Source organism: Pseudoalteromonas sp. A601 (assembly GCF_002165575.1).
Taxonomy (GTDB): Bacteria; Pseudomonadota; Gammaproteobacteria; order Enterobacterales; family Alteromonadaceae; genus Pseudoalteromonas.
Window position 1 is genome coordinate 25,313 of sequence record NZ_MXQF01000034.1, and the last position, 24,681, is coordinate 49,993.

Here is a 24,681-nt window from a genome sequence, read left to right on the forward strand (position 1 = left end):
AAAAAGGCTTTATTGATGCTCAAGCGTTGTCTTAAACGCAATGGGATCTTCTAAACTTGCCATCATCGTTGGCGTTGGTAGGCAAGTTTTTTGCACAAAATGCAGTACTTCGGGCTGCGGATCAGAAAATAAAATATCAAGTGCTAAACGCTCTTTGCCATATAAGCCACGGTGAATCATATTAGCCGAAAAAATAAGTAAGTCACCGGCTTTCATTGCGATCTTATGGCCCGACGCTAAATCGTCACTCGGCTTATGCGGCTCACACGCTAAACGAGTATCTAACTCAACTTGTGTATCCCAGCGTCGGTGAGTTCCTGGTACTAGCTCTATTCCAGGTTCATCTTCAAGAGCAACACGACAATGCAACACCTCTGGGCCTGTTAACGCCGCTTGTTGTTCGCTTAAATCTAAATGATATTGCATATCACGGTGCCAATAATTAGCCTGTTTTGGGTTCACTGGATTAAAAAATAACTGCGTATTAATAAACGCCGTGCCAGATAAAATAGAATCAACTTGAGCCATTAATTTATGGCTAGCAATAAACTTAAAAAGCACTAAGCGCTGAGCATCATCTAAATACGTATTGGCCGTCAAATAAGCGCTATTCACCGCTTTACTGTTATAAAGCTGCTGATTATCGGCTATCCATTGCTGATGAAAACAATCTATGACTTCACGTATTTGGCAAAGCTCCGCAGCACTATAAAACTCCGGCACATGAAAATAACCGGTTTGCTCAAACTGTGTGTTGATCATCAATTACTTTTCCTCATCGGCTAATACAATCGCAATCCGCTGCGCTAATGCTGGTAGTACATCAGACTCAAACCAGGGGTTTTTACTCAACCAAATATTATTACGCGGGCTTGGATGAGGTAGTGGAAGTATAGCAGGCCAGTAGTCACGCCACGATTTTACTAACTCAGTTAACGGCTTATTTTTACTTTGTGGTATATGGTACGCCTGTGCATATTTGCCTAACACTATCGTTAACTCTATGTTTGGCAATGCATTTAATAACTGTTTTCGCCACGCTGGGGCACACTCTTTACGCGGTGGTAAATCACCTGATTTACCTTTGCCGGGGTAGCAAAAGCCCATGGGTAAAATAGCTATTTTGCGCTCATCGTAAAATACTTGCTCAGTTAAACCTAACCAGTCTCGCAGCCGCTTACCGCTGGCATCATCAAACGGTTTACCACTTTGATGAACCTTCAGCCCGGGTGCTTGCCCTGCAATTAAAATGCGAGCATTGGGGTTAAACTGAATAACCGGGCGGGCTCCTAAAGGTAAATGTGGCTCACAGATCACACATTTACTAACTTGCTGTGCTAAATCATACTGATTCACTATTTTGCCCAATTCGCCACAATACTCCCGATGGGTCATAAATTACAAAATCGGTCATATTCCAAGGCTGTACGCAGGGCTCACTCAGTTCTACTTGGTATTTATCTGCCAACCCCTGCACGGTTAAATGTTGATGCCAAGCAGTCACATCTTCAACTAAAAGGTGCATCATAAAATTATCAGCGTGTGCTTTGTTATAAAAGTTTTGTAATAAAAAACTACAATCACCATGATAAAAGTAAGCCATATCAGCACTTTGCCAGGCTAGCTCAAAACCCATATCAGTATAAAACTCACAACTGAGCACAAAGTCTTTTGCTGGCACAAATGCTTTTATTTCTTCACATGTTAAATTGGCCAATCAACGCCTCGTCTTAGTTAGTAAAATAATGATCTAATAAACATCAAATCGAATGATTAATTAAATGTGTTCAGATCTCACAACGAACTCATTGTCTCTAAGCTCACATCAATCTAGCTCCCTTTCCAAGCCTAGCTTATTTTTCAGCCAGCGCCAGAGTACTTTTTACTACGTGTTTTTGGTTTATCTTTTGTCACTAAATAACACATTAACGAACCAAACGTGACCAATGCGACCCCCTGCCAAAACGACACTGGCAACGTGATTGCCAAATAAAATGATGAAAAAATTGCAGAAAACACCGGAATGAAATACGACAACGTTCCTAATAAAATCAAATTCCCGCCCATAATAGCTTGATTCCATAATGCATAACCGGCCCCCATCACAATACCAGCAAGTAATAATGTAAAAGTAGAACTAACTGAAAACTCAAAGCCCGTCTCACCACTTAGGGCATATTTAACCCATAAAGCGACGGCTGTAGCTATAAAGAACAACGTAATTGCATTTTTACCATTACTCAACTGCTTGGTAGTTAGGCAATAAATAGCCCAAATAAACGCAGCTGAAAAAGCCATAAAATAAGTCGCCGGGTTCTCCGTCATATTTGTCGCTAATACACTAAGAGACAAGCCGCTGTCTCCTGCAATACACCAAGCAACTCCCATAAAAGCGATCGCCACGCTAGGGTAAACCAATCGATTTACTTTTTTCTTACTCAACATAACGCTAAGTAATATAGTAATTGCAGGCCAGAGATAGTTAATTACAGCCATTTCCATTGCTTGATGACGATTAGTAGACATACCTAAAGATAAAGCTAAACAAATTTCATATAAAACAAATAGCGAACCACCAATTATTAAATAACGCTTAGGAAAATCGCTGAGTTTCGGCAACCCCATTACTAAAGTTAAAAATAGTGCACTAATTGTATACATCATCGCAGCGCCACCAATAGGGCCAAACAACTCTGAAACATCTCGGATCAAAGCAACAATACAACTCCACAGTATGATTGCAGCCACACCAAAAAGTGTGTATTTATTCTCACTAAAAAAAGCCATGAAATCTCTTGTTATGTAGCAAATTTAACACCCGCAAGGTAACAGTGATTATAATATTAAACAATAATATACATGGACTTTATGGCATCAAGCGACAGGCTTAACGCCTTTAGCTGTGATTGTTTTAAAGCCAAATTCACCACCGAGATCAGCGAGGCGCTTCGCTACACAGAGAAGAAAAGTTATGGCTTCGTGCGGTGGGCGACGAGCTGCGGAACAATCTTAGCACTTACCACCTATTCATCATTTCCTCATCAGCGCAGCGCCTCTTTACCTCTTTGTGAATAAATCACTTAATTATTTTTTTGCACAAAGAGAAGACAATGAGGGTAAATGAGAAGGCAAAAGTCATGGGTTTCGAGCTACGTGATAATCCTAGAATTTAGCGCTTTTATTTTGTAGGAGAGCGCTTTAGCGCCGAATGGCTTTTAACACATAGCCTAAAACAGCATCACGGCTAAAGCCTGTTCCCACAAAAAATATGGAAAAATGCTTCGAGCAACGTGCAGCGAACTTCGGGCTAACCCTAGCACCTTTATCTTGCCTGTGATTGTTCTAAAATCAATATATCAATTAGCTAGCTCAGTGCTAGGTACATAAATAAGACTACCATCTTCCATTTGATAAGTTTCTCCTGCTTTTGTACCTTGCCCTTCACCAATCTCACCATTAGATTCATAACGTGTTAGTTTTTCACCTTGTTTAACGGTAATTTTCATATCCGCTTTTCCAGGGTTCTCAATAACCACAACATCTTTGTCAACAAAAGGGCTTAATGGATTTGTAGCTATCACAACCAGTAAAATACCAATTATCACTAAGAATAAGTCAACTAAATTAACGACTGATAGTATTGGGTCATCTGCTTCATCACTATCAAGAAAGCGCATGTAACTCCTCCTGCTGTTGAGATGCTCGCTCAAAATCTCGTAACTCTTCGAGTAAAAACCTGCGTTTAACAGTTAATACAGCAAATGTTATACTGGCAGCAATTAACGACAGTATTACTGCTGAAAATGCCACAACCATATTACTCGACACTTCGTTAACCAGCCCATCCCCTAATGCCAATAATGCTGGCCCGATTGAAATCATCGTAGCAACTAACCCCAGCATAGGTAATGTTCTTGTCACTATGCGTAACTTCTCAAGCCTTTTAAGTATCCATAGTTCTAAATCTTCACTCGTGAGATCAGCATTACTACGGCTATAATTAGCAAGCTCCGAGGTATATACGTTACGTTTTCTCTGTGTATATTCCATTATAAAGCTACCCAGTATCAGTAATGAGTACCCTAGCGATAGTAATATTATCGCCATTATCGGTAACAAGAAAAAATGGGTTAAATCATATATTACACTTTCAAATTCGTTCATTTAACATACCTTTCGTTCGATTATTATTTATTCTATGTTGATGTATCGCTCCACCAATAACCAACCCAAGCATGGCTAAAGCAATTAGCAAACGGATATAGTCTGGAGGTGTTTGACTTGTTTGTTCAGATACTTTTTGCAAAGTTTGGCCTACTATATTTTGGCTGCCGCCAGCTTGGCCTGCGTTCGGTCCATAACCTGACACTAACTCAGATAAAAAGTCAGCTGTTTTGACAGCTGCCTGATGTTGAGGATTTTCTTGCTGCAACTGCATGTACCGCACAGCAAGAGCCGCTTTGGCTTTTTCACTCGCTTGCCAGTAATCTTTTCGTATAGCTTCAGCCATACGTTCAATAATTTGCATTTGAGCAACCGGCTGTTGCTTATCAAACCATTCGTTAACCCCTAACTCATATTTATCTTCAATATAAACTTCGCTGATCGCTTCCCATTGATCGTTTCGAATTACATCAGGCGCCGTTGCTTGCCAACCAAATACATTGTTTACAGTGTCTAGAATTTCTAATGCGCCTGCGTACCCCTCACCTTGCATTCCTTTAACCCAGTTTGGATTTAGATATCGAGCCCGCATTTCTTCACTAATAAAATCAGCAGCACTTACAACTTGCCCGGTTGGTTGACGCAAATCACTGACATATAATTTAGGTGACTTACCATTTATCGCTCTAACAGCCGCAGCCATTCCACCTAAAAATTCAAACGGATGATCTGTCGATAACATGCCATGTAAATTACTCGAACGAGACATTATAGCTGCATCAACACCTTTTAATTGGTGGCCAAATAAGTTAACGCCTTGCCCAACACTTACTCCCCAACCTTTACGACCATAACCATACTGTAAGCGGGCGAGGTATTGTTCAGCTAATGCACCGTCACCCTCCCATGAAGTAGAGTCTAAGGCCAGACTGGTAACTCCCGTGCCATAATCTCCAGGCTGATTACTAAAAATCCTAAGCTCGGCTAAGTCTGTAGCATCTTCTTGGGTAATTCCCTTTTTCATTAAATCTAGACGAGTTGCAAGGGTATTCTTTGCAATGAGATTACCGTCATCAAGTTCAGCTAATTTTGCAATCGCATTCGCAAGTAAGCTCATAAAACCATCGAATTGATCTCGATAAACGCTCGTTACCTGTACCACAACATCAATTCGAGGATGAGAAAGTTGCTCCTGTGCAATAATTTTAAAATCAGTTACACGACCGTTTCTTCCCCATATTGGCTGTAAGCCTAATGCTCTTAAAACCTGTCCTTCAACAATCCCCAAATGACGTTGGGTTTCTCCTGACCATAATGAAAATGCTAGTTTTTTGGGGTACTCATTATGCTCTACTTGATAATTTTCAATTAACTGCGAAAAAGCCCGTTCACTCGCTTTATACGCTGACGAAGTAGGAATTTTCAAAGGGTCAAAACCATAAAGATTAGTGCCATTAGTGGTTTCTGGCATACGCACTGGATCACCACCTAAACCTGCCGCAATAAACTTACCACTAAGTGCTTTTAGCAACGCAGGTATTTCTTGGTTAGAAATAAGGTGATTATAGTTTTTTTGCGCCGTCATAAGACTCGCTTTTAGCGGTTTATTATCCTCAGGAAAATGATCATCTATTAAAGCACTACGCAATAACTTCATTGCATTAGTTTGTTTAATATCTTCAATACCCGTCGCAAAGGACTCTTGAGGATCATCTCCTGTTAGCAACAAGAACTCTGGTCCTAGCTGCTGTAATACTGTTAACAGTAGATATTCAGTTTTAGCACTATGACCAAATGAATGTAAACCTAGTGGAGTTATGGTTGCAGCTAACTTGTGCAAGTGATCATGTAATGCATTATAAAATAAAGGAAAGTCAGCATTGATCTGCGAATCGCTGAAGCCTAATTCGATATCCAACGACATATTTTTAGCTTGATCACGAAGCTTTTTCTGTACTTCATTTTTTACTTGCCCTGCAGATAATAATTCATACTCATGTACTAAGGTATGAATATCCAGTAATTCTTCATATAAACCCGATGGTGAAAATGCAGGTGTTTGATGGCTAATTATTGTTGCTCGTCCCCGACGTCTTGCTTGCAAAGCCTCTGCCACATTATCCTGAATATAAGGGTAAATAACGGGCATATTACCCAAACTTAGAAATGGATAATCATACGCACTTAAGCCCCTTGCTTTGCCTGGAGTCCATTCTTGCGTGCCATGAGTACCTAGATGGATCAATGCATCCGTTTTTCGTAATTGCAACGCTAAGTAGGCAGCCAAATAATAATGGTCCGGCGGCACTTTTGTATCATGTGTATCGGCCCCAACTTTGCCTGATCGAGGCGGCTGAGGCATCACCAATAAGTTGCCCCAACTTACTGCTGGGAAAACAAACGATAATTGATCGTTAATATCACGCAATCCCCAATGTTTGCTAGGCTCACCCCACTTTTTATTTAAAGCTTGCTGTATTTCAACAGGCAACATTGAAAACCACGATAGGTAGTCATTTAAAGGCAAACTGATTGCCTGCTCTTGCTGCCACAAATCGACTAGTTTATCTGGGTGATAAATCCCACTGAGCAACCGCTTTCCTTGCTCAATAACCTCGTTTTCGTTTTTACTGTCAATCGAATAACCGGCCTTTTGTAGTTCTGAAGTGATAGTCGCTATACTTGTAGGAATGTTTAGATTCGAAGCTGACATGTTTTCTTCGCCAGAAGGGGAGTTCCAAAACATTAGAGCAAGTTTTTTAGTTTTATTTTCGGCCTTTTGTAAACGAACTAACGCGTTTAATTTACCTAATAATAATGACACCTGCTTATCAATTAACTCGGCTTCACCATTATGCATCGCGGCAATAACGATAGGATCTGTCATTCCCCAACTTTCTGGTACTGCCATTAACGTTGCAGCAGTGCTGGCAGCGAGCCCATCAGCTGACGATAGCCAATCTTGCTTACTACCATTGCGGTAAGTTAGCGCTTGCAGCACTGGTACACCTAGCTGTAAAAACTCTGACTTACGTGCCTCACCATTTTGCATATGAGTCATATTAATTAATGCGCTAGGTTTTTGCTGCTGCCAAAAATCAACCAACCCATTATCATTAACACTATCAAACCAAAAAAATACCGGCATCAACCCTGCATCAATAACTCGTTGATACAAATCGTTTATTGTTTTAGTTTGCATATTACGGATCAAACTATTTGAAATAGCAAAACCGACCATCGGAAGAGGTTCCAAAGACGGATTGTTTTTTAAAAAGTGAGCTAAGTTATCAAATACTCCTGTTGGCGAATACACACCTTGCTTTTTAAGTGTAATCGGCTCAGGAAAAACAATATTAGTTTCTTTATTCACTATTTTTTGTAAAGCACCAAGTAAATACTCGTAATTTTGCTGTGTGCCATTATCATAATAAGCAATAAAATTACGCGCCCACGGCCCCGGTATTTTGCCAAATCCAGGCCGCCCCCCACCTACTTGAATCCAAGGCACATTAAGCCCCATCACTCCATCAGGTAACGTAGCAACAACTGCCGCTCTATCCGAAGGTCTTGGCCCATCTAAAATCACTAACGAAGTGGTATTTAATTGGGCCTCTGATATTTCATTAATTTGTTGGGCATAAATATAATCAACATGTATGTTGTATTTCTCTGCAATGCTCGCTAACTGTTTAAACTTACCTGCAGCAACAAAATCAGATGCAATCACCAGCACCTTAGCGGGGGCTTTCGCAAGCGCGGGCGCTGCTAATAGCCATAAAAATAACATAAAAAATCTTAGCATAATCAAAAGTTCATCCGCGCACCAAGAAACAACGTACGTCCAGGCTCAACAAACTCAAACTCTACCGATTCATCAGGTAAGTAAACATCCGTTAAGTTTTCAATACTGGCTCGAACTGACCATTGTGAATTAATGCGATAACTAGAACTTACGTGAAGCAATTGATAACTAGGCAGTTTGGCATCATCTAAATACTGTTCACCAACATACTCTAAGCGTAATTGAGTATCTAACCTTTCGCTTGGTTGCCATACCAACTCTGCATAACCAGACATTTTGGGTTTATTTTCTAGTGCTTTATCTTCGGTATCATTGCGTGCATCGAGGTAATTCATATTAGTTGAAACACTCAAATCATTTAATACTTGCCACTGCGCATTTACTTCAACACCTGATAAAGTCGCACTTTCAATATTTCGATAATTGCGTAATGCACCGCGCCCATCGCAACCCGAGATGCAAAATGTTTCGATTAAATCATCTACTTTTGTTTCAAATAAAGTTGTTGTTATATTCCAATGAGTATTTCCATAGCGTGCAGATAACTCATAAGCCTTATTTGTTTCAGGTTGTAAATCAGGATTACCCACAATATAAAACAGGCCACCGGCTGCAGACGTTTCATATTCAGCAGAAAGTTGCTTTAGGCTAGGAGCTTTAAAACCTTCACCATACCCCCCCTTAAATACCCAATCGCCTTGACTCCACACTAAATAAGCACGAGGACTCGTTTCCCAGCCGTACATATCATGATGGTCAAAACGGCTCCCAAGTAACAATGATAAATCATTACTCATTGCCCAATCATCCTGAACAAAAGCAGATTTTTGTATCGTTTGACTTTCTCCAGCCTCATTAACAGTGCTGTTTTTGAGATTCTGGCGTAACCATTGTCCGCCAAACTGTAACTGATGGACTCCTAACTCTGTTCCCAATCTAAAATCGGCAATATCTTCTGTTATGGTACTTGGGCTAGTAGCTGAAATGCCATTCGTTCGCGTATTTTCACGATCAACTTCAGTATGATACATGCGTACAGTTGAGTCTCCCCATGACCAATAGCCCTGGTGCCGCATTGATAATTGCACCTGTTCAATGTCATCGTTAAAAGTATAGTAAGTTGAACGAGAAGCCGTATCATGCCAACGGTTATCATCTATTAATGCTACTGATGCATCTATTGTTTGATTATCGGTAGCTGCCCATATCATTTTCAGGCGTAAATTATCTGTTTTTTGCCCTTCGATATCTGAAAGATTAGGATCAATGCGGTTTGCTACATCTTGTTGATATTCACGAACCACAGATGCTCTAATACTCAAATCTTCAGTTATAGAACCCGACGTTGACGCACCCATACTATAACTTTGTGCCTCTTCATCGCTTAGCTGCTGACCACCGTTTAGCGCCAGTGAGCTACGCCACTCACTTGATACTTTCTTAGTAATAACATTAATAACACCACCTAATGCATCTGATCCATACAATGCAGAAATTGGCCCACGTACAATTTCAATTCTTTCAATATCATCGACTGGAATTGAATTAAGCTCAAAATTTGAATGAGCAATCAAGTCTGACGAACCACCAACTCGTTGCCCATCAATCAAAACCAACGTTTGATCTGAGTCCATACCTCTAATTTCAATTCCTTTTCGTCCAAAGCCAACGGCACTCAAATTAATACCCGTTTGGCCTCGTAGAGCATCTGATAGATTCATAACAACTCGCCGATTAAGGTCAGCTTGTGTAATAACGCTGATACTCGCAGGCGCTTCACTTACTATTTTTTGTGTTGATGTTGACGTTATTACTATCTGCTCAATATCTTGAGCAGCAGCTATTGCATTAATTGACAGTGTTAAAGGTGAGAGATAAAGAAGTGGATAAATATATCTTTTCATTATTATGTTACAACATATCAAAACATCATAATATTGATGTAATTAAATTAAAATAATTTGAGTGATAAAACCCAAACAACAGCAAATTAGTTTTCCAACCGCCAAATATAATATGTTATACCATAACAGATTTCAAGCGATGCTAACTAATATCCACAATAGTCACCGACATTTCCTTGTAGAAAAAGCTTCAACTTTAAGCGACGAGCCGCGCTACACCGAGAAAACATTAAAAACCATTTTGCACAATGAGAAGCCACAAAGTTACGGGAATCGAGCGACGCGCTATGAATTCAGCCTAGCTCCTAGTCACTTCCCTAAAACCTAGCGCCTTTATCTTGCCTGTGATTGTTTTAAAACCAATTCACCACAGAGATCAGCGAGGCGCTGCGCTACACAGAGAAGAAAAAACCACGGGCTAAGGGCTACGAATACAGCTAGCACCTAGTCAATTTCCTAAAACCTAGCACCTTTTACTGCTCAAGCGCCAAATTATTGCAGCTCTTACTTTGACCCAAAACAGATAGCTTGTATAAAATAGAGTAAAATCACTCCATATTAAGTCTCATCACATGAAGTTAGGCCGAAACGATCCATGTCCGTGCAATAGCGGTAAAAAGTATAAGCGCTGTTGTATGGATAGCGCATCAAAGCAGCACTGCGAAGTATTTGACGAAATAGCACAAACCATTGCTACTAACCCTGACTTAAGCCTAGATGAAATGAATCTAGTAGCTCAACATAAAATTTCAGGTATCAACAACAATCCATTAGATGATTTTTGCGGCCTCTCAGCCAATCAAATGGATAATTGGCTAAGAGCACCATTTAATGAGTTAGCAGAGGTAACAATAACGATACCTAATGAGCTAACAGCAAGCCCCGTGATGCGTTACCTAGCGATAATACTTGATGAAGCAATGCATCAAAGTGGCTCATTTAAAGCAACAGCCAAAGGTAATTTACCAGCCAAAATAGCCAAGCAAGCTAGTGAATTACTTCCTGAGTTTGCCGTATCTGAGTATGAAAAGTCCGTAAGTATCAGTGAGTTCTCCGGTAGTAACGAAGACAAAATTAACGCCTTACATTACACCCGAATTTTGGCAGATATTGCAGGTATTATTTATCTTAAAAGCGGTAGCTTCCATATTAAGAAAATCGCCCAAAAACAATATCAAACTCATGGTATTAAAGCCTTTTTCTTACCCATGCTTGAAGCCGCCACCACACACTATAATTGGGGCTATTTTGATAGTTTTGTCAGTGATAGCGATCTACGTATTTTTTGGGTGTTTATGCTGTGGCGAATCCAAACTCACGGTTCCGTTGAGCAATTGATTGAAGAAGTCATTACCGCATTTCCGGCTCTATTAAATGAAGTGCCAGCTACGCAATACAAAGAGCCACAAGATTTGTTAGGTGTTTTAATCAGATCACGTTTTATAGAACGTTTTTTAGAATTTTGGGGATTTATAACCGTTAACCCTAAACGATTTTCAGATGGCAAACCCATTGCAATAAAAGCAAATATACAACCATTATTAAAGCAAACTTTTACGTTTGATATATAAAAAAGAGCACATCTTATTCGCCTCACCTAATGAGGCGAATAGCCAACTTAATTGCCTCATTATGGAGTTTGCGAGTTTAAAAAGACTAAAGCTGGCGAGTTGAAATAGCAACGGGTTTCGGGCGGCGTGCTGCGGGTTACGGATTCACCCTAGCACCTAGTCACCTCCCTAAAACCTAGTGCCTTTATCTTGCCTGTGAATGTTTTAAACCCAAATTTACCACCGAGGTCGCCGAGGCGCTTCGCTACACCGAGAAAGCATTAATAAAACATGTTTGCACAAAGAGAAAACAATGAGGGTAAATGAGAAGGCAAAAAGCTGCTGGAATCGAGCGACGGCTACGGATTAATCCTAGAACCTAGTCACTTCCCTAGCACCTAGAACCTTTAATTGCCTTTTACTTACAATGAAGAAGCCTAAATAAACACTTTCATACTTGGTAACAGCTCAACCTGTTCACCCAGTTCGACAGCTGCTTTTTTAATAATATTAATACATAAACCGATGTGTTCTAGTTCACTATTAGACAAGTTATTTGCAATAGCAGCCGCTTTGGCCATATTTATTGCCGCTAATACTGACTCAATTGTTTGACTCATCAGTAGCTGCATACGCGCAAGAGAAATATTAAACTCATCAGCAAAATCAGCTAACATATAAGCCGTTATTTCATTACTAAAATTACCCGCGCCTTGTGAATTATAGTCACCTAGCGACATTGCATAGTTCCTTGAAATAGCTGGCTGTGAACCACTTTTTGCACAATCAATGCTCGTCTGTTCAATAATCGCTTCAATGTTTACCAAGTCGTAAAACGGTGTGAGTTCTAGACCATTTTTACCAACAAAAAAGCTAATGTTTTTGCCGTGAGCATCATAATTACGCACTAAAATATTAAATGTCATCCAACGAATAAGTTGCGCCTGATACGCTTGTACATTCGATGTTTCAATATTAAAAAGCTTAGGAAAAGACACTCCATCTCGAATATAAATACCATCACCTTCATCACCGTGCTGACGCTCGTATTTGTAAGAAGGCGGCAAATTAGTCGCTTGGCACCCATCAATAACATGACGACGTAACACTCGGTTTTGCTCTTTAACAACACGCCTATCAAAACGATCGATAACAAAGGCCCGCATTTCACCATAGCTACGCAATTCAACGTCAGGCACATCAAGTCCTGCGCCTCTTGCCAGTAACATAGTAAATAGTTCGTTCACTGCAATGAAAGGCGCAGCACCCGTTTCAAATTTAAAGATTTTATTAGAGCATAACTGGCCTTCACCAAACCCTAATCTTCCATCTATTTCGAGTAGATTAAGCTTATCTTGAACCCCAGCAACAGAGAGCCTCGTTCGCCCATCCCACAGTGTAATTGGCTCGCCCGCTTGCTTAAATCGACTAAGCTTTTGGCTTAACTGCTCATTCGTCACTTCACGAAAAGAGGTTTGCTTTGCAGCACTATTACTTGCCCTAAACGACAAAGCACCTGACGTCTCCTCGCCAATCACTTTAATCAAGCCGAAGGTGTTATTGTTAGAAATAGTCGTGCTACTGATGATCTCCTCAAGCCCTTTACCTTCCGGTAATAAATTTTGCAAATAATTACGTACTGCACGAGAGTCAAAATCGCCATTGAGTGGCAAATGTGGTGAAACTGCAAAACCCTCGTTGACCCAATTAGCCTCATAAGTAAATGAAATTTCACTTTCAGAGCCTACTGCTAATGTTATCTCAGCCACCTTTTGCGATTGACCAATAAACACATCTAAGCGGTTGGTATTAGTACCACTGTTCATCGCTCACCTCATCATTGCTATGAGCTATATCATCGCTAACAAGGCTAAACGACAACCCTAAATACTCCATCACTTTTAGTACATTATGCAGTTGCACGGTTACATCGCCTTTTTCTATTTTTATCAGTGTAGGCTTAGAAATAGCAAGCGCGTGTGATACATCCATTAATGTCAGCTTCATTCCTGTTCGTTTTGCCGTTATGGCTTTAGCCAATTGCACGGGCGAAAATGGCTTAGAAAGCTCAGGCATTTCAGTACGCTTAACAACTCTTCCGAGTGTTTTTTTGCCAAGTGTATCACTCATATTTGGTCAACTATAATTTACTTATACAACCGATTTTAGGACACCCAAAGCAAAAGTCAACAATACTTTACTTTTAGCTTAAAGAGCAAATTAACCACACCATAAGAGAATTATATTTTACTTATGGAGAGTTGAAATTTAATTAAACCCCATAAGTAAATTTAAATTGACTAGCTAATAAGTAAAGCTGGCGAGTTTAAAATCGTAGGAAACCGCTTTAGCCGTGATTGTTTTAAAACCAATTTTACCACCGAGGCGCTGGCTACACCGAGAATAAATCACTTAAAATCAATATGCACAAAGAGAAGACAATGAGAGTAAATGAGAAGACAAAAACGGCGGGCTTCGAGCCACTGGCTTCGGCAATAACCCAAGCACCTAGTTACTTCCCTAAAACCTAGAGCCTTTTACTTTGTGGGAAACGGCTTTAGCCGTGATTGTTTTAAAATCAAATTAACCAGAGCAGTATTTTTATTGGGTACTTCAATGTTATTCTATACAAATACATGATTGAAAGGATGCCTCATGATTTTAAAAGATAAAGTATTCTCACCAAGCACTTCAGCCAAAATTAAAGCTGGCCAGAAGCAAGAGCTAGACGTGGCATTTTACTTACGCCGCGCATTTAAAGACCACCCTCAAGTATTTGTGTTTAATGATGTAAAGTTTAAACACAACGGCGAAACCGCACAGATAGACCACCTTATTGTTTACACCTACGGGTTTATTCTTATTGAATCAAAAAGTATTACCGGTGAAGTTGCAATAAACCAACATCAAGAATGGAGTCGCAGTTACCGTGGGCAATGGCAAGGCATGTCGTCACCAATCAAACAAGTTGAGCTACAATTAGCATTACTAAAAAGTTTAGTAAGAGACAATGCTCCACAACTCCTGCCAAAGATGTTTGGCAAATTACAGCAAAATTTTGGTGGTCGTGAATGGCATAGCATCTGTGCAATATCGAGTAATGCCATAATTAATCGAAATAACACACCAAAAACGCTTGAAGAACGTCTCGTTAAATCAGAATTTATAGCAGATAAACTTTTAGACATAATGAAGCTACCTGCTTCAACACCAAATGCTTTGCACTTTATTTCAACTAATATTCGTCCTTGGTTTAGTGAAGAAAGCCTAGTTAGGATTTGTGAGTTTCTATTAGAGCAAAATATTGCCCCTGCCACACATTTAAAACCTGACGCAATAACATCAAATATCAACGAGCCAAGAGCAATTTATCAAGATGAATCAACACTTATGGCACCAAGTTCTATCGCACCCGTCGCTCAAGAGCAATCAAGCGCCAATAATGAAGTAAATCTAAAGTGCAAACAGTGCAGTAATAGCCAGACGCTTAAAGCGCGCTCTGGCCGCTATGGCTATTTTGTTACATGTGGTGAGTGCGAAACCAATACACCGATGAAAACGTCTTGCCCACAGTGTACCAGTGCAAATACTAAAGTGAGCAAACGCAAAGAGTCTTATTCATTAGTGTGTAGTGATTGTGAAAACACTGCGCTTTTCAAATTTGAGGGTTAATGTCGCGTTGGCGACGGCAACCAAGGGGCACAGAGCGCCGCCCCCACTAAGTTAATAGCTTTATATGCCAGAAAACTCTTTAATCCATTTTAGAACAGGCTCTTTGTTTGGGTTGTAGTAACTTAAGTGAGGCAAACCGATTATTGCAGTTGATCTACCATTAATATTAGTTTTAAAACCGTAGCACTTCCATTTCCCATGTCCGGAAGCTACTTCTTCAAAATTACTTTTATCAGGCTCTTCACAGTATAGTGATTTTAAAAAACCAAAAGGTGAGTGAAGCCTAGAATTACCAAAAGATAAGATTAGTTTAGGCTGAACTATCTCTATAACTGCTTGATGAAAAGGCCAGAAGGTGCCTGCAAAGCCAAAATTATAATTATCATGAGAAGATGATCTTGAGGTCGTGAAAATTAAATTACTGGCGCATACATCTTCTACTCTTTGATTAATTCCCGTTAGTAAACTTTTAACCCTCTTTTGTAAAGGTGCATTACCTAAAGCATGTTTATTGCCCCATTTTTCATCAATATATGCATTATCGGGTTTAGTAAGCATTTTCTGTATATGATCACCTAATAAAGTATGCCCATCTCCACCAGGGTTTAGGCCTAATAAATACACATTTCCTTTTTTTAAAGTCTCATGTGAACTATAGAGTCCTTCACCATGACGGTGGTATAAATGACCGAAAAGTCGCTCGCCTAGCTCAATTAAATCTCCCTTTTTATAATTCACTCTAATTCCTTAAATATATTTAAATTTTAACCTTTATACGTCAATAATCCTAACAAAACTAGATAATACATGTCGCGTTGGCGACGGCAACCAAAGAGAAGTAACCGCCGACTTCTCTTTGGAATCTCTCGGCGCCCCGAGGATCACACTGTTTCCTCAATTTAAATTAATGATATGAACGTAACCAGCGTAGATAGGCCATCCTTGGCCAAGCTACGCTTTTTAACAGCATCCATGCTGTAAATTACTCATCATTAATTCAATTTCGGGTGTGATCACGGGGATTTACCTTGGCATCGGTCTTCAATTCATAACTGTTAGCTGCTATTTTAGCCAGTCATCCTCTTTAATCTCATATAACTCTTTATGACTCGGATCATGCCTGGTATGATTCTCTGTCTTTTTATTTTGTAGTTGCTTAGTTAGTTATGGAAAACGGTGAAATTCTTGTCATTGATTTGTTTGCAGGGCCTGGCGGCCTTGGTGAAGGGATTTCCGCAGCTAAAACAGATGACGGTAAAACACCTTTTCAAATAGGTATTTCTGTTGAGAAAGATGTAAATGCTCATCAAACATTAACCACTCGCGCTTTTTTCCGTTTACTCAAAAACAAGTCTCAACCGTTAGATAATTACTATGATTACCTACATGGAAAAATTACACGCGATGAGTTATTTGGGCTTCACCCCGATATTGCATTCGAAGCCAATCAAGAAACATTAAACGGCGCAAAAGAGCTTGGTAAAGACAATGAGCTTATACACAAGCGCATTACAGAGTTAGTAAAAAAACATAAAGGCCCAAAAGTCCTAATTGGTGGTCCACCATGCCAAGCATATTCACTCGCAGGGCGCTCTCGTAACGCTGGTAATAAAAGTTACGTAGCAGAAGCTGATACTCGCCATTTTTTATATAAAGAATATTTACAGGTAATAAGCCTAGCTAAACCAGATATTTTTGTAATGGAAAATGTTCGCGGAATCCTCACGGCAAAAGTTAATGACCAAGTTATGTTTCCACAAATATTGGAAGACTTGCGTAACCCAGGCTCAGTAACTAAACAAAAAAAGATTCCAAAATATAAAATCTATTCATTAGTGGTTGATGCCGAGAACCCAAAAGACCCACAATACAAGGACTCTGCCGATTTCTTAATTCGCTGTGAGCAATACGGTATACCTCAAGCAAGGCATCGTGTGATTTTACTGGGTGTGCGTGAGGATATTAAAGCCACCCCAGAAACATTAAGCGTATGCGAACATCAAGTTACTGTAAAACAAGCTATTGATGATTTGCCTAATTTACGCAGTGGCTTTTCAAAACAAAAAGACAATGCAAAAGATTGGGAATCAGCTGTTACTAAAAATGCAGCTAAATTAAAGAGGATACTGAAAAAACAATTTAATGCAGAATCAGCCAATTCATTAAGCCTTAAGCCAAAAATCGGTTTGTCTAGAATAGAAACTGCATTAAGCGACAAAACCCCAGCTATGCCAGAGCCACTAAAAGCTTGGTATCTAGACCCTAATTTAAACGTAGTGCTAAACCATGAAACCAGAGGGCATATGGTTGATGATTTACTTCGCTACGCTTACTGTGCCGCTTATGCGCAGATAGAAGGATCATCACCTAAATCTCGTCACTTTCCAAAAGAGTTAGCTCCAGCCCATGCAAATTGGGATACAGGAACACACGCAGACCGTTTTAGAGTACAAGTCGCAGATAAGTATGCAACGACAGTAACAAGCCATATTTCAAAGGATGGTCACTACTTCGTACATTACGATCCGCAACAATGTAGAAGTTTGAGTGTTCGAGAAGCGGCCCGCTTACAAACATTTCCTGATAATTATATTTTCGAAGGTACGAGAACGAATCAATATGTGCAGGTAGGAAATGCTGTGCCACCATATTTGGCACAGCAGATTGGCAAGGTTTTGCTTAATTTAATTAATCAAAACGAATGATTCCAGGCCGAGTTGCATGCTGGGAGGCTTTAAAACTAATATCAGATAAAATTTGATTTTTTAGCCTGAATACTGGCTTTCCAAGCCACTTACTCACATCTGGTATACTCCCTACTTGATAGAGAAAGCTAACTTTGATGATATATTCTTTTCCATTAATCATAACATTAGGAACCCTGTATATTCCTGCATGTTTCGTATCACTGGTATCCTTTCTAAATTTAGTGAACTTTTCGAATTCCAAAGGAATCATTGCTGATAAAAAATATTTATTAAGCTTTGTTTTCCGTTGAGCTTGATCACATTCAGCTGATAACTCAAGAAATCCCAACTTAGTGGCTTCGTGTGCATCTGCTCTCGTAAGCTTTGTTCCTTGGCTATCATCCAAAAACTCTTCATTTATTAGTGTTTTAATATTTCTCCCTAAGTTTTGCTGAATCTTTGCATTATTTTTTGTGTCGCCAAAATAATCATGATTAAGCTCGATCCAACTACCTCTTTTATTTTTTGGGGAATCTTCTCCCAGTTCTTCGACATGATAAAAAGAGTTCAAAGAAGCTTTCACACTTTTTTCAGCACTAAGTCTTGCTCCAATTCCTTCAGCAGCATCTAGCCAAGTAGCACGATCAATATTTTCATAATTAGCTTGTATATGGTCGTAAAGAACAGGTTCGAGCCCTAATTCAATCGCTACTTCGGGCTCCTCTTTTGCATTCTTAACACCAATAGTTTCGTTCCCAATAACTGCTAACATTTTTTGGAGATTTGTAGTTGTTTCAGATTGGAATTGAGTAATACCATTAATTTCTGCTGGTTTTGCTAACTTAAAGAGTGAATCAACAGTATTTTGAGCTGCAACTGAAACTCTATTTTCCCAACTGAATAATGCATTAAACATAGGGTTTTCTACGAATAATTTGGCTACTTTATCCGTTAGTTCTTGTGTTTTAAACTTAAATTCAGTTTTATCAAGAACCCCCCATGATAGCGGAAAATTAAGGTCTGAATACCTATCAGATATCAACTCCATTACTCTTTCTACAGTACTTGCATTCTTAGACCAAAAGTAAAGTAAATACGGCCCTTCAGTAACCAGTTTTTTAAGAACTTCAACGATTGGGCCTACAAGTTTTACTGCGTCAACTTGTAATTCTTGTAAATTTAAATCTGTAATAATAACGCGAGGGTTGATCATTTCTATTTTCACATGATCAATACCCGATATATTATCAGGTTCATCTTTCTTATAGTGGATTGGAAAGCATGGATATCCAGCTTGGACTAAACTACTTTGAATTTCATCTAGGTCCTCTTTAGTGTCATCAATTAAAACTATGCTTGGCAAACAGATCATTCTACTTTCCTTGATTAAAAATCATTACTACTGCAGCTCCCTGAAAAGACTCCGGTAGCTCTAAATCCTCAGGCTCACATATTTGAAGCCTTCCCCCAATACTTTCCATCACTTTATCTGAATAATAAAGACCGACTCCCATCCCTCCGGGTCGAGAAGTTTTAAAAGGTTGAATCGCTTCTTCAGGTGTAAGACTAAAGCCTGGTCCATTATCCATAACAACAATCGCAGGCCCTTCTTTAAACCAATTAGGTAAACTATCAATTCTTATTGCTGGAATATAGTTTTGACCTTCTTTTTCTGCCTTTAAACTAGTCCAATGAATAGCATTATCGATAAGGTTTGTAAGGGTGGCCTGCAATAGTCCAAATGGCGCTGTTACTTCAAATGAATCAGACTCCTCACTATTGATAGGGCAAGAAACTGTCACTTTATGGTGCTCAAAACGATGAGTATTTAAGTTTATAATTTTTTGAGTTAAAGCCTTGATATTAAATGTTTTTTGCTCGTTTCTTCTCAATAAAGGAGCAAAACCTTCTAATAATTCAGCTAAATGTTCGGCACGTTTTAATAGCGTAGCGTGATCATCAGACTGGCGTATAGAGGTGTTAAGATCATCAACTCCACGCTCAACCTCATGGAAAATTACGGCTAGGTTTATTCCAGCGATACCTGAGCTGAGTGTTACTTCGCGCATTTGTAGATAATCAGATTCAATTTGCCTGACTTTACTACCAATTTCATCTTCAAGATTATGTTTTTTTAGAGTATTTTTAATATCAATGATACTTTCAGCAAATCTAGTCGTAGCAGGTGAAGCATCTTTCACGTTACCTTTTAAATAGAGATCAAGTGCTTCGCGGTCTTTCCTATGTTTTAACTGAAAGTCTTCTACTATGCTTGCAATTATCCATCTAAAGCGTTTGTATGTGTCATTTTCATCAAACCCTTCTCTATTAGTTTTCTCTTTTAAACCTTCACTTAACTCTAAATCCAAGTCAACACCACCAATGACCATACCCGTATCAATTTTCTGACCAGGCATATTTATCCTTCCAGCATTAAGCCCAAGCCAATCATCTTTGCCTTCCCCATAATTGAAGACTCTGATGCCGTCTCTATAAACACGAACTCCAGATTGTTCTTTCAAATAATCTTTAATCAATTGAGGCGAGCCAACAGCAGCCAAAATAGCAGGAGTTTTCATAAAAATATAAAAAGTTCCAGATATTGGACCTATCTTTTGTATATCTTCAGGATTTAATAGTAATGACTCACGAATCACCTTATCTCTAGCTAATTCTTCTTCTTTAGTAGGTGCTAAAAGCTCCAATCGAGAATCATCATCATTTTTGCTTGAGGAAGCTAGCTCTTTAAATGTTTGGGGAGGGTTGAACTTGTAGCTTGAAGAAAAATTTCCTGACTCATCGATAGTAAAATCGTATGTCCAAAGTGCTTTATCTAGTATATCTTTGGCTTCTAGCAGATCCGCTATGTCTTTTTCTCTTCCTGGAACCGACAAATTTACATTAAAATCAGATACAGTTTTAAACGGTGAAATTAGGCTTGTTAGAAGGCGTTTTAATCTTCTTAAATCACCGCGCGTCCAATGAATATTATTTAACTCACTAATTTCGATACGAGTACCAGTCTCTGTTACAAAATATTCGGGTTCATCCAGCGGAGTAATAGTGACTCTTGTATCTTCAATATATTCAGCCTTACTTATTAAACTAGGCCAATCTATTTGAATCTTATACTCAACTGAGTTTTTGGAGCGAGTGTTAATCGTCAACTTTTTTCCAAGCTTATGAACAGCAAGGCGACCGACACCTTTTTCACCAAGAGGAAGACGATTTAATTCTGGAGTTCTAACTTTATTATTGTTTCTTTTGCTATTAGTGCCTACCTCCATCCATTTGTTTAAAATATCATCCTTTGTCATACCGAAACCTTTGTGGTCCCAGATTACAATGTTCGGTGATTTCACTTCTAAATTAAGCGTAACATCAACACTTAAGGCATTAGCATCATAAGAGTTTTTTACAAGCTCAAATACAGCTAACCTATCATCCCCAATTAGCTCATCACCAAGTAGTTTTAACAAATGAGCGTTAGCTCTGAATGGCTTTATAATAGGTTTATTCGTATCCATATTAGATTACTCCTAGTTGTTTGAGTTATATTTTTATCTCAAACTTTTCTATATTTTCTTTTATTACCTAATCTATAACTTTCCAGTGAGCCTTCTTTCATTAGAAGCCCTAAAACACTATATGTTAGATAATCTTGCTGCTTGCCCTCATTATCTGACTGAAAGCCTAAGTAATGAGCACAATCTGAGTTTGTTATTCCATCAGGGTTTTCTTCTGATAATAAAGAAATTGAATCTTTAAGTAACTTTAAACCTAGTTGAGCTTTTTCTAATGCACCACTTGGCACAGTTATTTCATTATCTACCTTTCGTTTAATCGACTTTGGTATAACACTGTTATATAAAGATCCACCAGTATCAATGGTTCCAAAGCTTGAAATTAATTCGAGCTCAATTTGGAAAGCCTGATCTTCAGTCAATTGCTCTACTATTTTAGCTACAATCGGAGAATAGCCTGAATCTAAAATTTCTTGAATAAACTTACCTTTTCTAGTTTTATCAATTTTCTTAAGATGATCTGTCGCTCGACTGCCTGTACCTTTTCCAATATAAAAAACCTTTGCAGGCTTTGTTCTTGGATCTTTTAACGAATATACATAATAGGTATTCGACATACAGCTTCCATATATTTAAGTTACTTATTGTTAAGTTTTGGAGTAACACTTCTTTAAATGAATCTGCTTACATTCATAAACACCAATCTACCAATACACTCCAACTCCCCGTGATCACACCCGAAAGTTATAAATTGGTGAGTAATCACTTGCGTGGATGCAAGTTAAGCCGTGACTTCGCCATGGATGGCGAATACACGGCGCTTACGTTCACATCAATTTTTAACTTGAGGACACAGTGTGATCCTCGGGTGCGCCGAGAGAGTCCAAAGAGAGGTCGGCGGCAGCCTCTCTTTGGTTGCCATCGCCAACGCGATAAAACCTCGAATAGAGGTTGTTAAATCCCTTTTCCCAAAACCATGTAAAAAATCACGGCTAAAGCCTGTTCCCACCAAAACCAATAAATTACATTGACGCGCTAAAGCACGACCTACAATTTAAACGCTGCGCTTTTCGCGCGAGCAAACTTCATGCTTACGCGTCATACCTCGGCTTACCTTCCGCCACTAAACTAAGCTCTGTATCTCTATTAAGATATAAACCCACACCAGCAGCTTGTTCAAAGCTGTCTTTCGCTAACCACAACTTAGCACTGTTCGCCTGCGCCACCTGATACGCCCAATCACTTACCGAACGTGATTTATCTGCATCACAATTAAAATAATCACTGAGTTCACGGGTTATATGCTGGCTATTCAAAACAAGGTTTTGTTCTTGCCAGCGTTCGCGGTGCAACTGCGCCGCTAAAAAGTCGCGTTTGCTGTTATTACACGTACTGTGCGCCGCCACAAAGTTGTGGCCTAAATCGTTTGCATAGCGAGCAAACGGAATAAAATGGTCAACCTCGGTTTTATTGTTCAACGGCTTTTGGCAATAAAAGCAATTACCGTGTTGCAGCTCAATTAGCACAGGTTTGGCTTTACTCAGCGCGTTACGGTCAAAGCCGAATAAAAAGTCGTGCAGTTGGCTTTGTGGGCCAATTAACTTTTGGTTATGTTTAATACTTTGAATTTTTTGTAGCCACGCATTTTTGGCTAAGTACACCACCAAATCATAAAAGCGCCGAAAACAGCTAGCAATGCCCGCATTGAGGGTAATGTATTTAGTGCTATTGGTATGCGGATATAAAAAGCATTCGGCTTGTTTTGCTAATATTTGTAAGCGCCACAATGGGCCAGTTTTGAGTGTGGCTAATGCCGCGTTAAAGGTGGGCTTATAAAACGCGCTTTGTTTTAATGCGCGTAAATTACGAATGTTGTTTTGTTGGCACTCATACAACACCGAAATCACTTTAGATTGCGCGCCAGAGTTTTGCTTAAGTAAAGCACTTTCGCCCGTTTGCTCTGAGGCAAACGGCACCGCATGATGCCAATATAAAACAATGAGTTTATCGGCCAAGGTGGCTAAATCTATTTGCAGCTCTGCTTGGTCTGATATCAGCGGTTGTTCAACACATACATCAGCCAATGCATGCAACAACGCAAACTTGTACGTTGCACTAAAATCGCCTTCCACCAGCATACGCTGAATGTAGGCGATAAAGTCGAGTTGCTGCTGCATTGCACCAATCATAAAACGGGCACTGCTTTAATTAACGCATTGAGCCACACTTCGCTTTCACGACCAGGGCGCTGATCAACACTTTGCCATTGTTTTATTATTTTAAGCTCAGTGTGATGGGTAATAAGCGAGGTTAAGCCCTCTTCATTTAAATCAGTAAATTCACGGCCATTATGTTCCCGCTCAGTGTCGCCGTATTTAAACGACACATACAAAACACCATTTGGTTTAAGCGCGTGTTGCAGGTTTAAAAATACCTGCGGAAGTTCGTTTTTTGGTACGTGTAATAAGCTGGCACAACACCAAATACCATCGTATTGGTTGCTGCAATCAAGCTGCTGAAAGGTTTTAACTTCAACAGGTTGTTTCAAGTAATCACTTGCCAACTTTGCAAGTTCTGCGCTTGCATCAAACGCGCTAACAGTAAAACCTTGCTGTTTAAAATACGCCGCGTCGCGGGCTGAACCACAGCCAGCATCTATAATATGACCATGTTTAGGAATTAGCGGTAAAAACTCCGCGTAAAGCGCCGACATATCAACATGAAGCGTTGAGTCGCTAAAGCTTTGTGCGTTTTGGTTGTAGTAACTGAGTGTTTTATTAGGCACTAATTCTACCGCTCCTTGGTTAATTAATAATACTTAACTACTAGCTTGTTAAGCGTTGATTAAGTTTAACCCTAACCTAACATGAAAATGTATTAAAAATATAGAGATATTCGATAAGCACCAAAGACATAGACTATTTGCAGTACAAATTAAGAATTTAGTCTGGGTGATATTTAGGCACTAGGTTCTAGGGAAGTGACTAGGTGCTAGGGTTTGCACGCAGCCCGCTGCTCGTAGCCCGTCAGTTTGTCTGCTCATTTACCCTCATTCACTTCTCTTTGTGCAAAATGATCTTTTAGTGATTTATTCACCACAGAGGTTAAGAGACGCTGCGCTGATAAGGAAAAATATGAAAACTAGGTTCTAGGGAAGTGACTAGGAGCTAGACGTGTTCGAAGCTAGCAGCCCGTCGCCCACTGTTACCGCACGAAGCCATAACTTTTCTTCTCTGTGTAGCGAAGCGTTTCGGTGCCCTCGGTGGTAAAATAGGCTTTAAAACAATCACGGCTAAAGCCGTTTCCTACGTGGAATATTAAGCCAGCAGCTCGAACCCCGCAGCTTTTGTCTTCTCATTTACTCTCATTGTCTTC

Annotated in this window: 19 protein-coding genes; 3 read left to right on the plus strand and 16 right to left on the minus strand. The window is 39.5% G+C overall.

Annotation, left to right across the window (positions count from 1 at the left end):
• Positions 1-9: 9 nt before the first annotated feature.
• The 8 genes from B5G52_RS18490 to B5G52_RS18525 form a co-directional block, all read right to left on the minus strand.
• Complete coding sequence (locus B5G52_RS18490; protein WP_087534127.1) at positions 10-762, minus strand: phytanoyl-CoA dioxygenase family protein; 753 nt, start codon at positions 760-762, stop codon at positions 10-12.
• Between the two features lie 3 nt (positions 763-765).
• Positions 766-1,356, minus strand: a complete 591-nt coding sequence (locus B5G52_RS18495; protein ID WP_087534128.1) for a uracil-DNA glycosylase family protein — start codon at positions 1,354-1,356, stop codon at positions 766-768.
• Complete coding sequence (locus B5G52_RS18500) at positions 1,343-1,717, minus strand: VOC family protein (RefSeq protein WP_087534129.1); 375 nt, start codon at positions 1,715-1,717, stop codon at positions 1,343-1,345. The genes B5G52_RS18495 and B5G52_RS18500 overlap by 14 nt, the downstream gene beginning before the upstream one ends.
• A 143-nt stretch (positions 1,718-1,860) precedes the next feature.
• Complete coding sequence (gene yddG / locus B5G52_RS18505; RefSeq protein WP_087534130.1) at positions 1,861-2,787, minus strand: aromatic amino acid DMT transporter YddG; 927 nt, start codon at positions 2,785-2,787, stop codon at positions 1,861-1,863.
• Positions 2,788-3,356: 569 nt separating this feature from the next.
• Complete coding sequence (locus tag B5G52_RS18510) at positions 3,357-3,677, minus strand: DUF2149 domain-containing protein (protein WP_087534131.1); 321 nt, start codon at positions 3,675-3,677, stop codon at positions 3,357-3,359.
• On the minus strand, positions 3,664-4,050 hold the full coding sequence (locus B5G52_RS18515; protein WP_254911247.1) for a MotA/TolQ/ExbB proton channel family protein: 387 nt from the start codon (positions 4,048-4,050) through the stop codon (positions 3,664-3,666). Before B5G52_RS18515 ends, B5G52_RS18510 begins: the two co-directional genes overlap by 14 nt.
• A gap of 100 nt (positions 4,051-4,150) precedes the next feature.
• Positions 4,151-7,954 (minus strand): cobaltochelatase subunit CobN, encoded by a 3,804-nt coding sequence (gene cobN / locus B5G52_RS18520; protein WP_176372582.1) that lies wholly within the window; start codon positions 7,952-7,954, stop codon positions 4,151-4,153.
• 17 nt (positions 7,955-7,971) lie between these two features.
• Positions 7,972-9,873 carry a TonB-dependent receptor gene (locus tag B5G52_RS18525; RefSeq protein ID WP_087534134.1) on the minus strand — a complete coding sequence of 634 codons (1,902 nt, stop codon included), beginning with the start codon at positions 9,871-9,873 and terminating at the stop codon, positions 7,972-7,974.
• 572 nt (positions 9,874-10,445) lie between these two features.
• On the opposite strand from B5G52_RS18525, the gene B5G52_RS18530 reads away from it, so the two are divergent.
• On the plus strand, positions 10,446-11,444 hold the full coding sequence (locus B5G52_RS18530) for a YecA family protein (RefSeq protein ID WP_087534135.1): 999 nt from the start codon (positions 10,446-10,448) through the stop codon (positions 11,442-11,444).
• Positions 11,445-11,860: 416 nt separating this feature from the next.
• Here B5G52_RS18530 and B5G52_RS18535 read toward each other — a convergent pair whose 3' ends face one another.
• Both B5G52_RS18535 and B5G52_RS18540 read right to left on the minus strand, forming a co-directional pair.
• On the minus strand, positions 11,861-13,249 hold the full coding sequence (locus B5G52_RS18535; RefSeq protein ID WP_087534136.1) for a HipA domain-containing protein: 1,389 nt from the start codon (positions 13,247-13,249) through the stop codon (positions 11,861-11,863).
• Positions 13,233-13,553 (minus strand): helix-turn-helix domain-containing protein, encoded by a 321-nt coding sequence (locus B5G52_RS18540; protein ID WP_087534137.1) that lies wholly within the window; start codon positions 13,551-13,553, stop codon positions 13,233-13,235. The genes B5G52_RS18535 and B5G52_RS18540 overlap by 17 nt, the downstream gene beginning before the upstream one ends.
• Positions 13,554-14,078: 525 nt before the next feature.
• Here B5G52_RS18540 and B5G52_RS18545 point away from each other — a divergent pair.
• The gene (locus B5G52_RS18545) at positions 14,079-15,095 is read left to right on the plus strand and encodes a nuclease-related domain-containing protein (protein ID WP_087534138.1); all 1,017 of its coding nucleotides are present in this window, start codon (positions 14,079-14,081) and stop codon (positions 15,093-15,095) included.
• A 60-nt stretch (positions 15,096-15,155) separates the two neighbouring features.
• On the opposite strand, the gene B5G52_RS18550 is transcribed toward B5G52_RS18545, so the two are convergent.
• Positions 15,156-15,833: a uracil-DNA glycosylase family protein gene (locus tag B5G52_RS18550; RefSeq protein ID WP_254911248.1), complete on the minus strand. Its 678-nt coding sequence runs from the start codon at positions 15,831-15,833 to the stop codon at positions 15,156-15,158.
• 428 nt (positions 15,834-16,261) lie between these two features.
• Here B5G52_RS18550 and B5G52_RS18555 point away from each other — a divergent pair, with 428 nt between their 5' ends.
• Positions 16,262-17,800 (plus strand): DNA cytosine methyltransferase, encoded by a 1,539-nt coding sequence (locus B5G52_RS18555; protein ID WP_087534140.1) that lies wholly within the window; start codon positions 16,262-16,264, stop codon positions 17,798-17,800.
• Here the strand turns inward: B5G52_RS18555 and B5G52_RS18560 are convergent.
• The 5 genes from B5G52_RS18560 to B5G52_RS18580 all read right to left on the minus strand — a co-directional run bounded on the left by B5G52_RS18560 (position 17,784) and on the right by B5G52_RS18580 (position 24,091).
• Entirely contained in the window at positions 17,784-19,154 is a 1,371-nt protein-coding gene (locus tag B5G52_RS18560; RefSeq protein WP_087534141.1) for a hypothetical protein, read from the minus strand. The two genes, B5G52_RS18555 and B5G52_RS18560, sit on opposite strands and share 17 nt — an antisense overlap.
• 1 nt (position 19,155) lies before the next feature.
• Positions 19,156-21,309 carry an ATP-binding protein gene (locus B5G52_RS18565; protein WP_087534142.1) on the minus strand — a complete coding sequence of 718 codons (2,154 nt, stop codon included), beginning with the start codon at positions 21,307-21,309 and terminating at the stop codon, positions 19,156-19,158.
• A 38-nt stretch (positions 21,310-21,347) separates the two neighbouring features.
• Complete coding sequence (locus tag B5G52_RS18570) at positions 21,348-21,923, minus strand: GIY-YIG nuclease family protein (RefSeq protein ID WP_087534143.1); 576 nt, start codon at positions 21,921-21,923, stop codon at positions 21,348-21,350.
• 474 nt (positions 21,924-22,397) lie between these two features.
• Positions 22,398-23,495: an HNH endonuclease gene (locus tag B5G52_RS18575; protein WP_087534144.1), complete on the minus strand. Its 1,098-nt coding sequence runs from the start codon at positions 23,493-23,495 to the stop codon at positions 22,398-22,400.
• Complete coding sequence (locus tag B5G52_RS18580) at positions 23,492-24,091, minus strand: bifunctional 2-polyprenyl-6-hydroxyphenol methylase/3-demethylubiquinol 3-O-methyltransferase UbiG (protein WP_087534145.1); 600 nt, start codon at positions 24,089-24,091, stop codon at positions 23,492-23,494. Before B5G52_RS18580 ends, B5G52_RS18575 begins: the two co-directional genes overlap by 4 nt.
• Positions 24,092-24,681 lie beyond the last annotated feature (590 nt).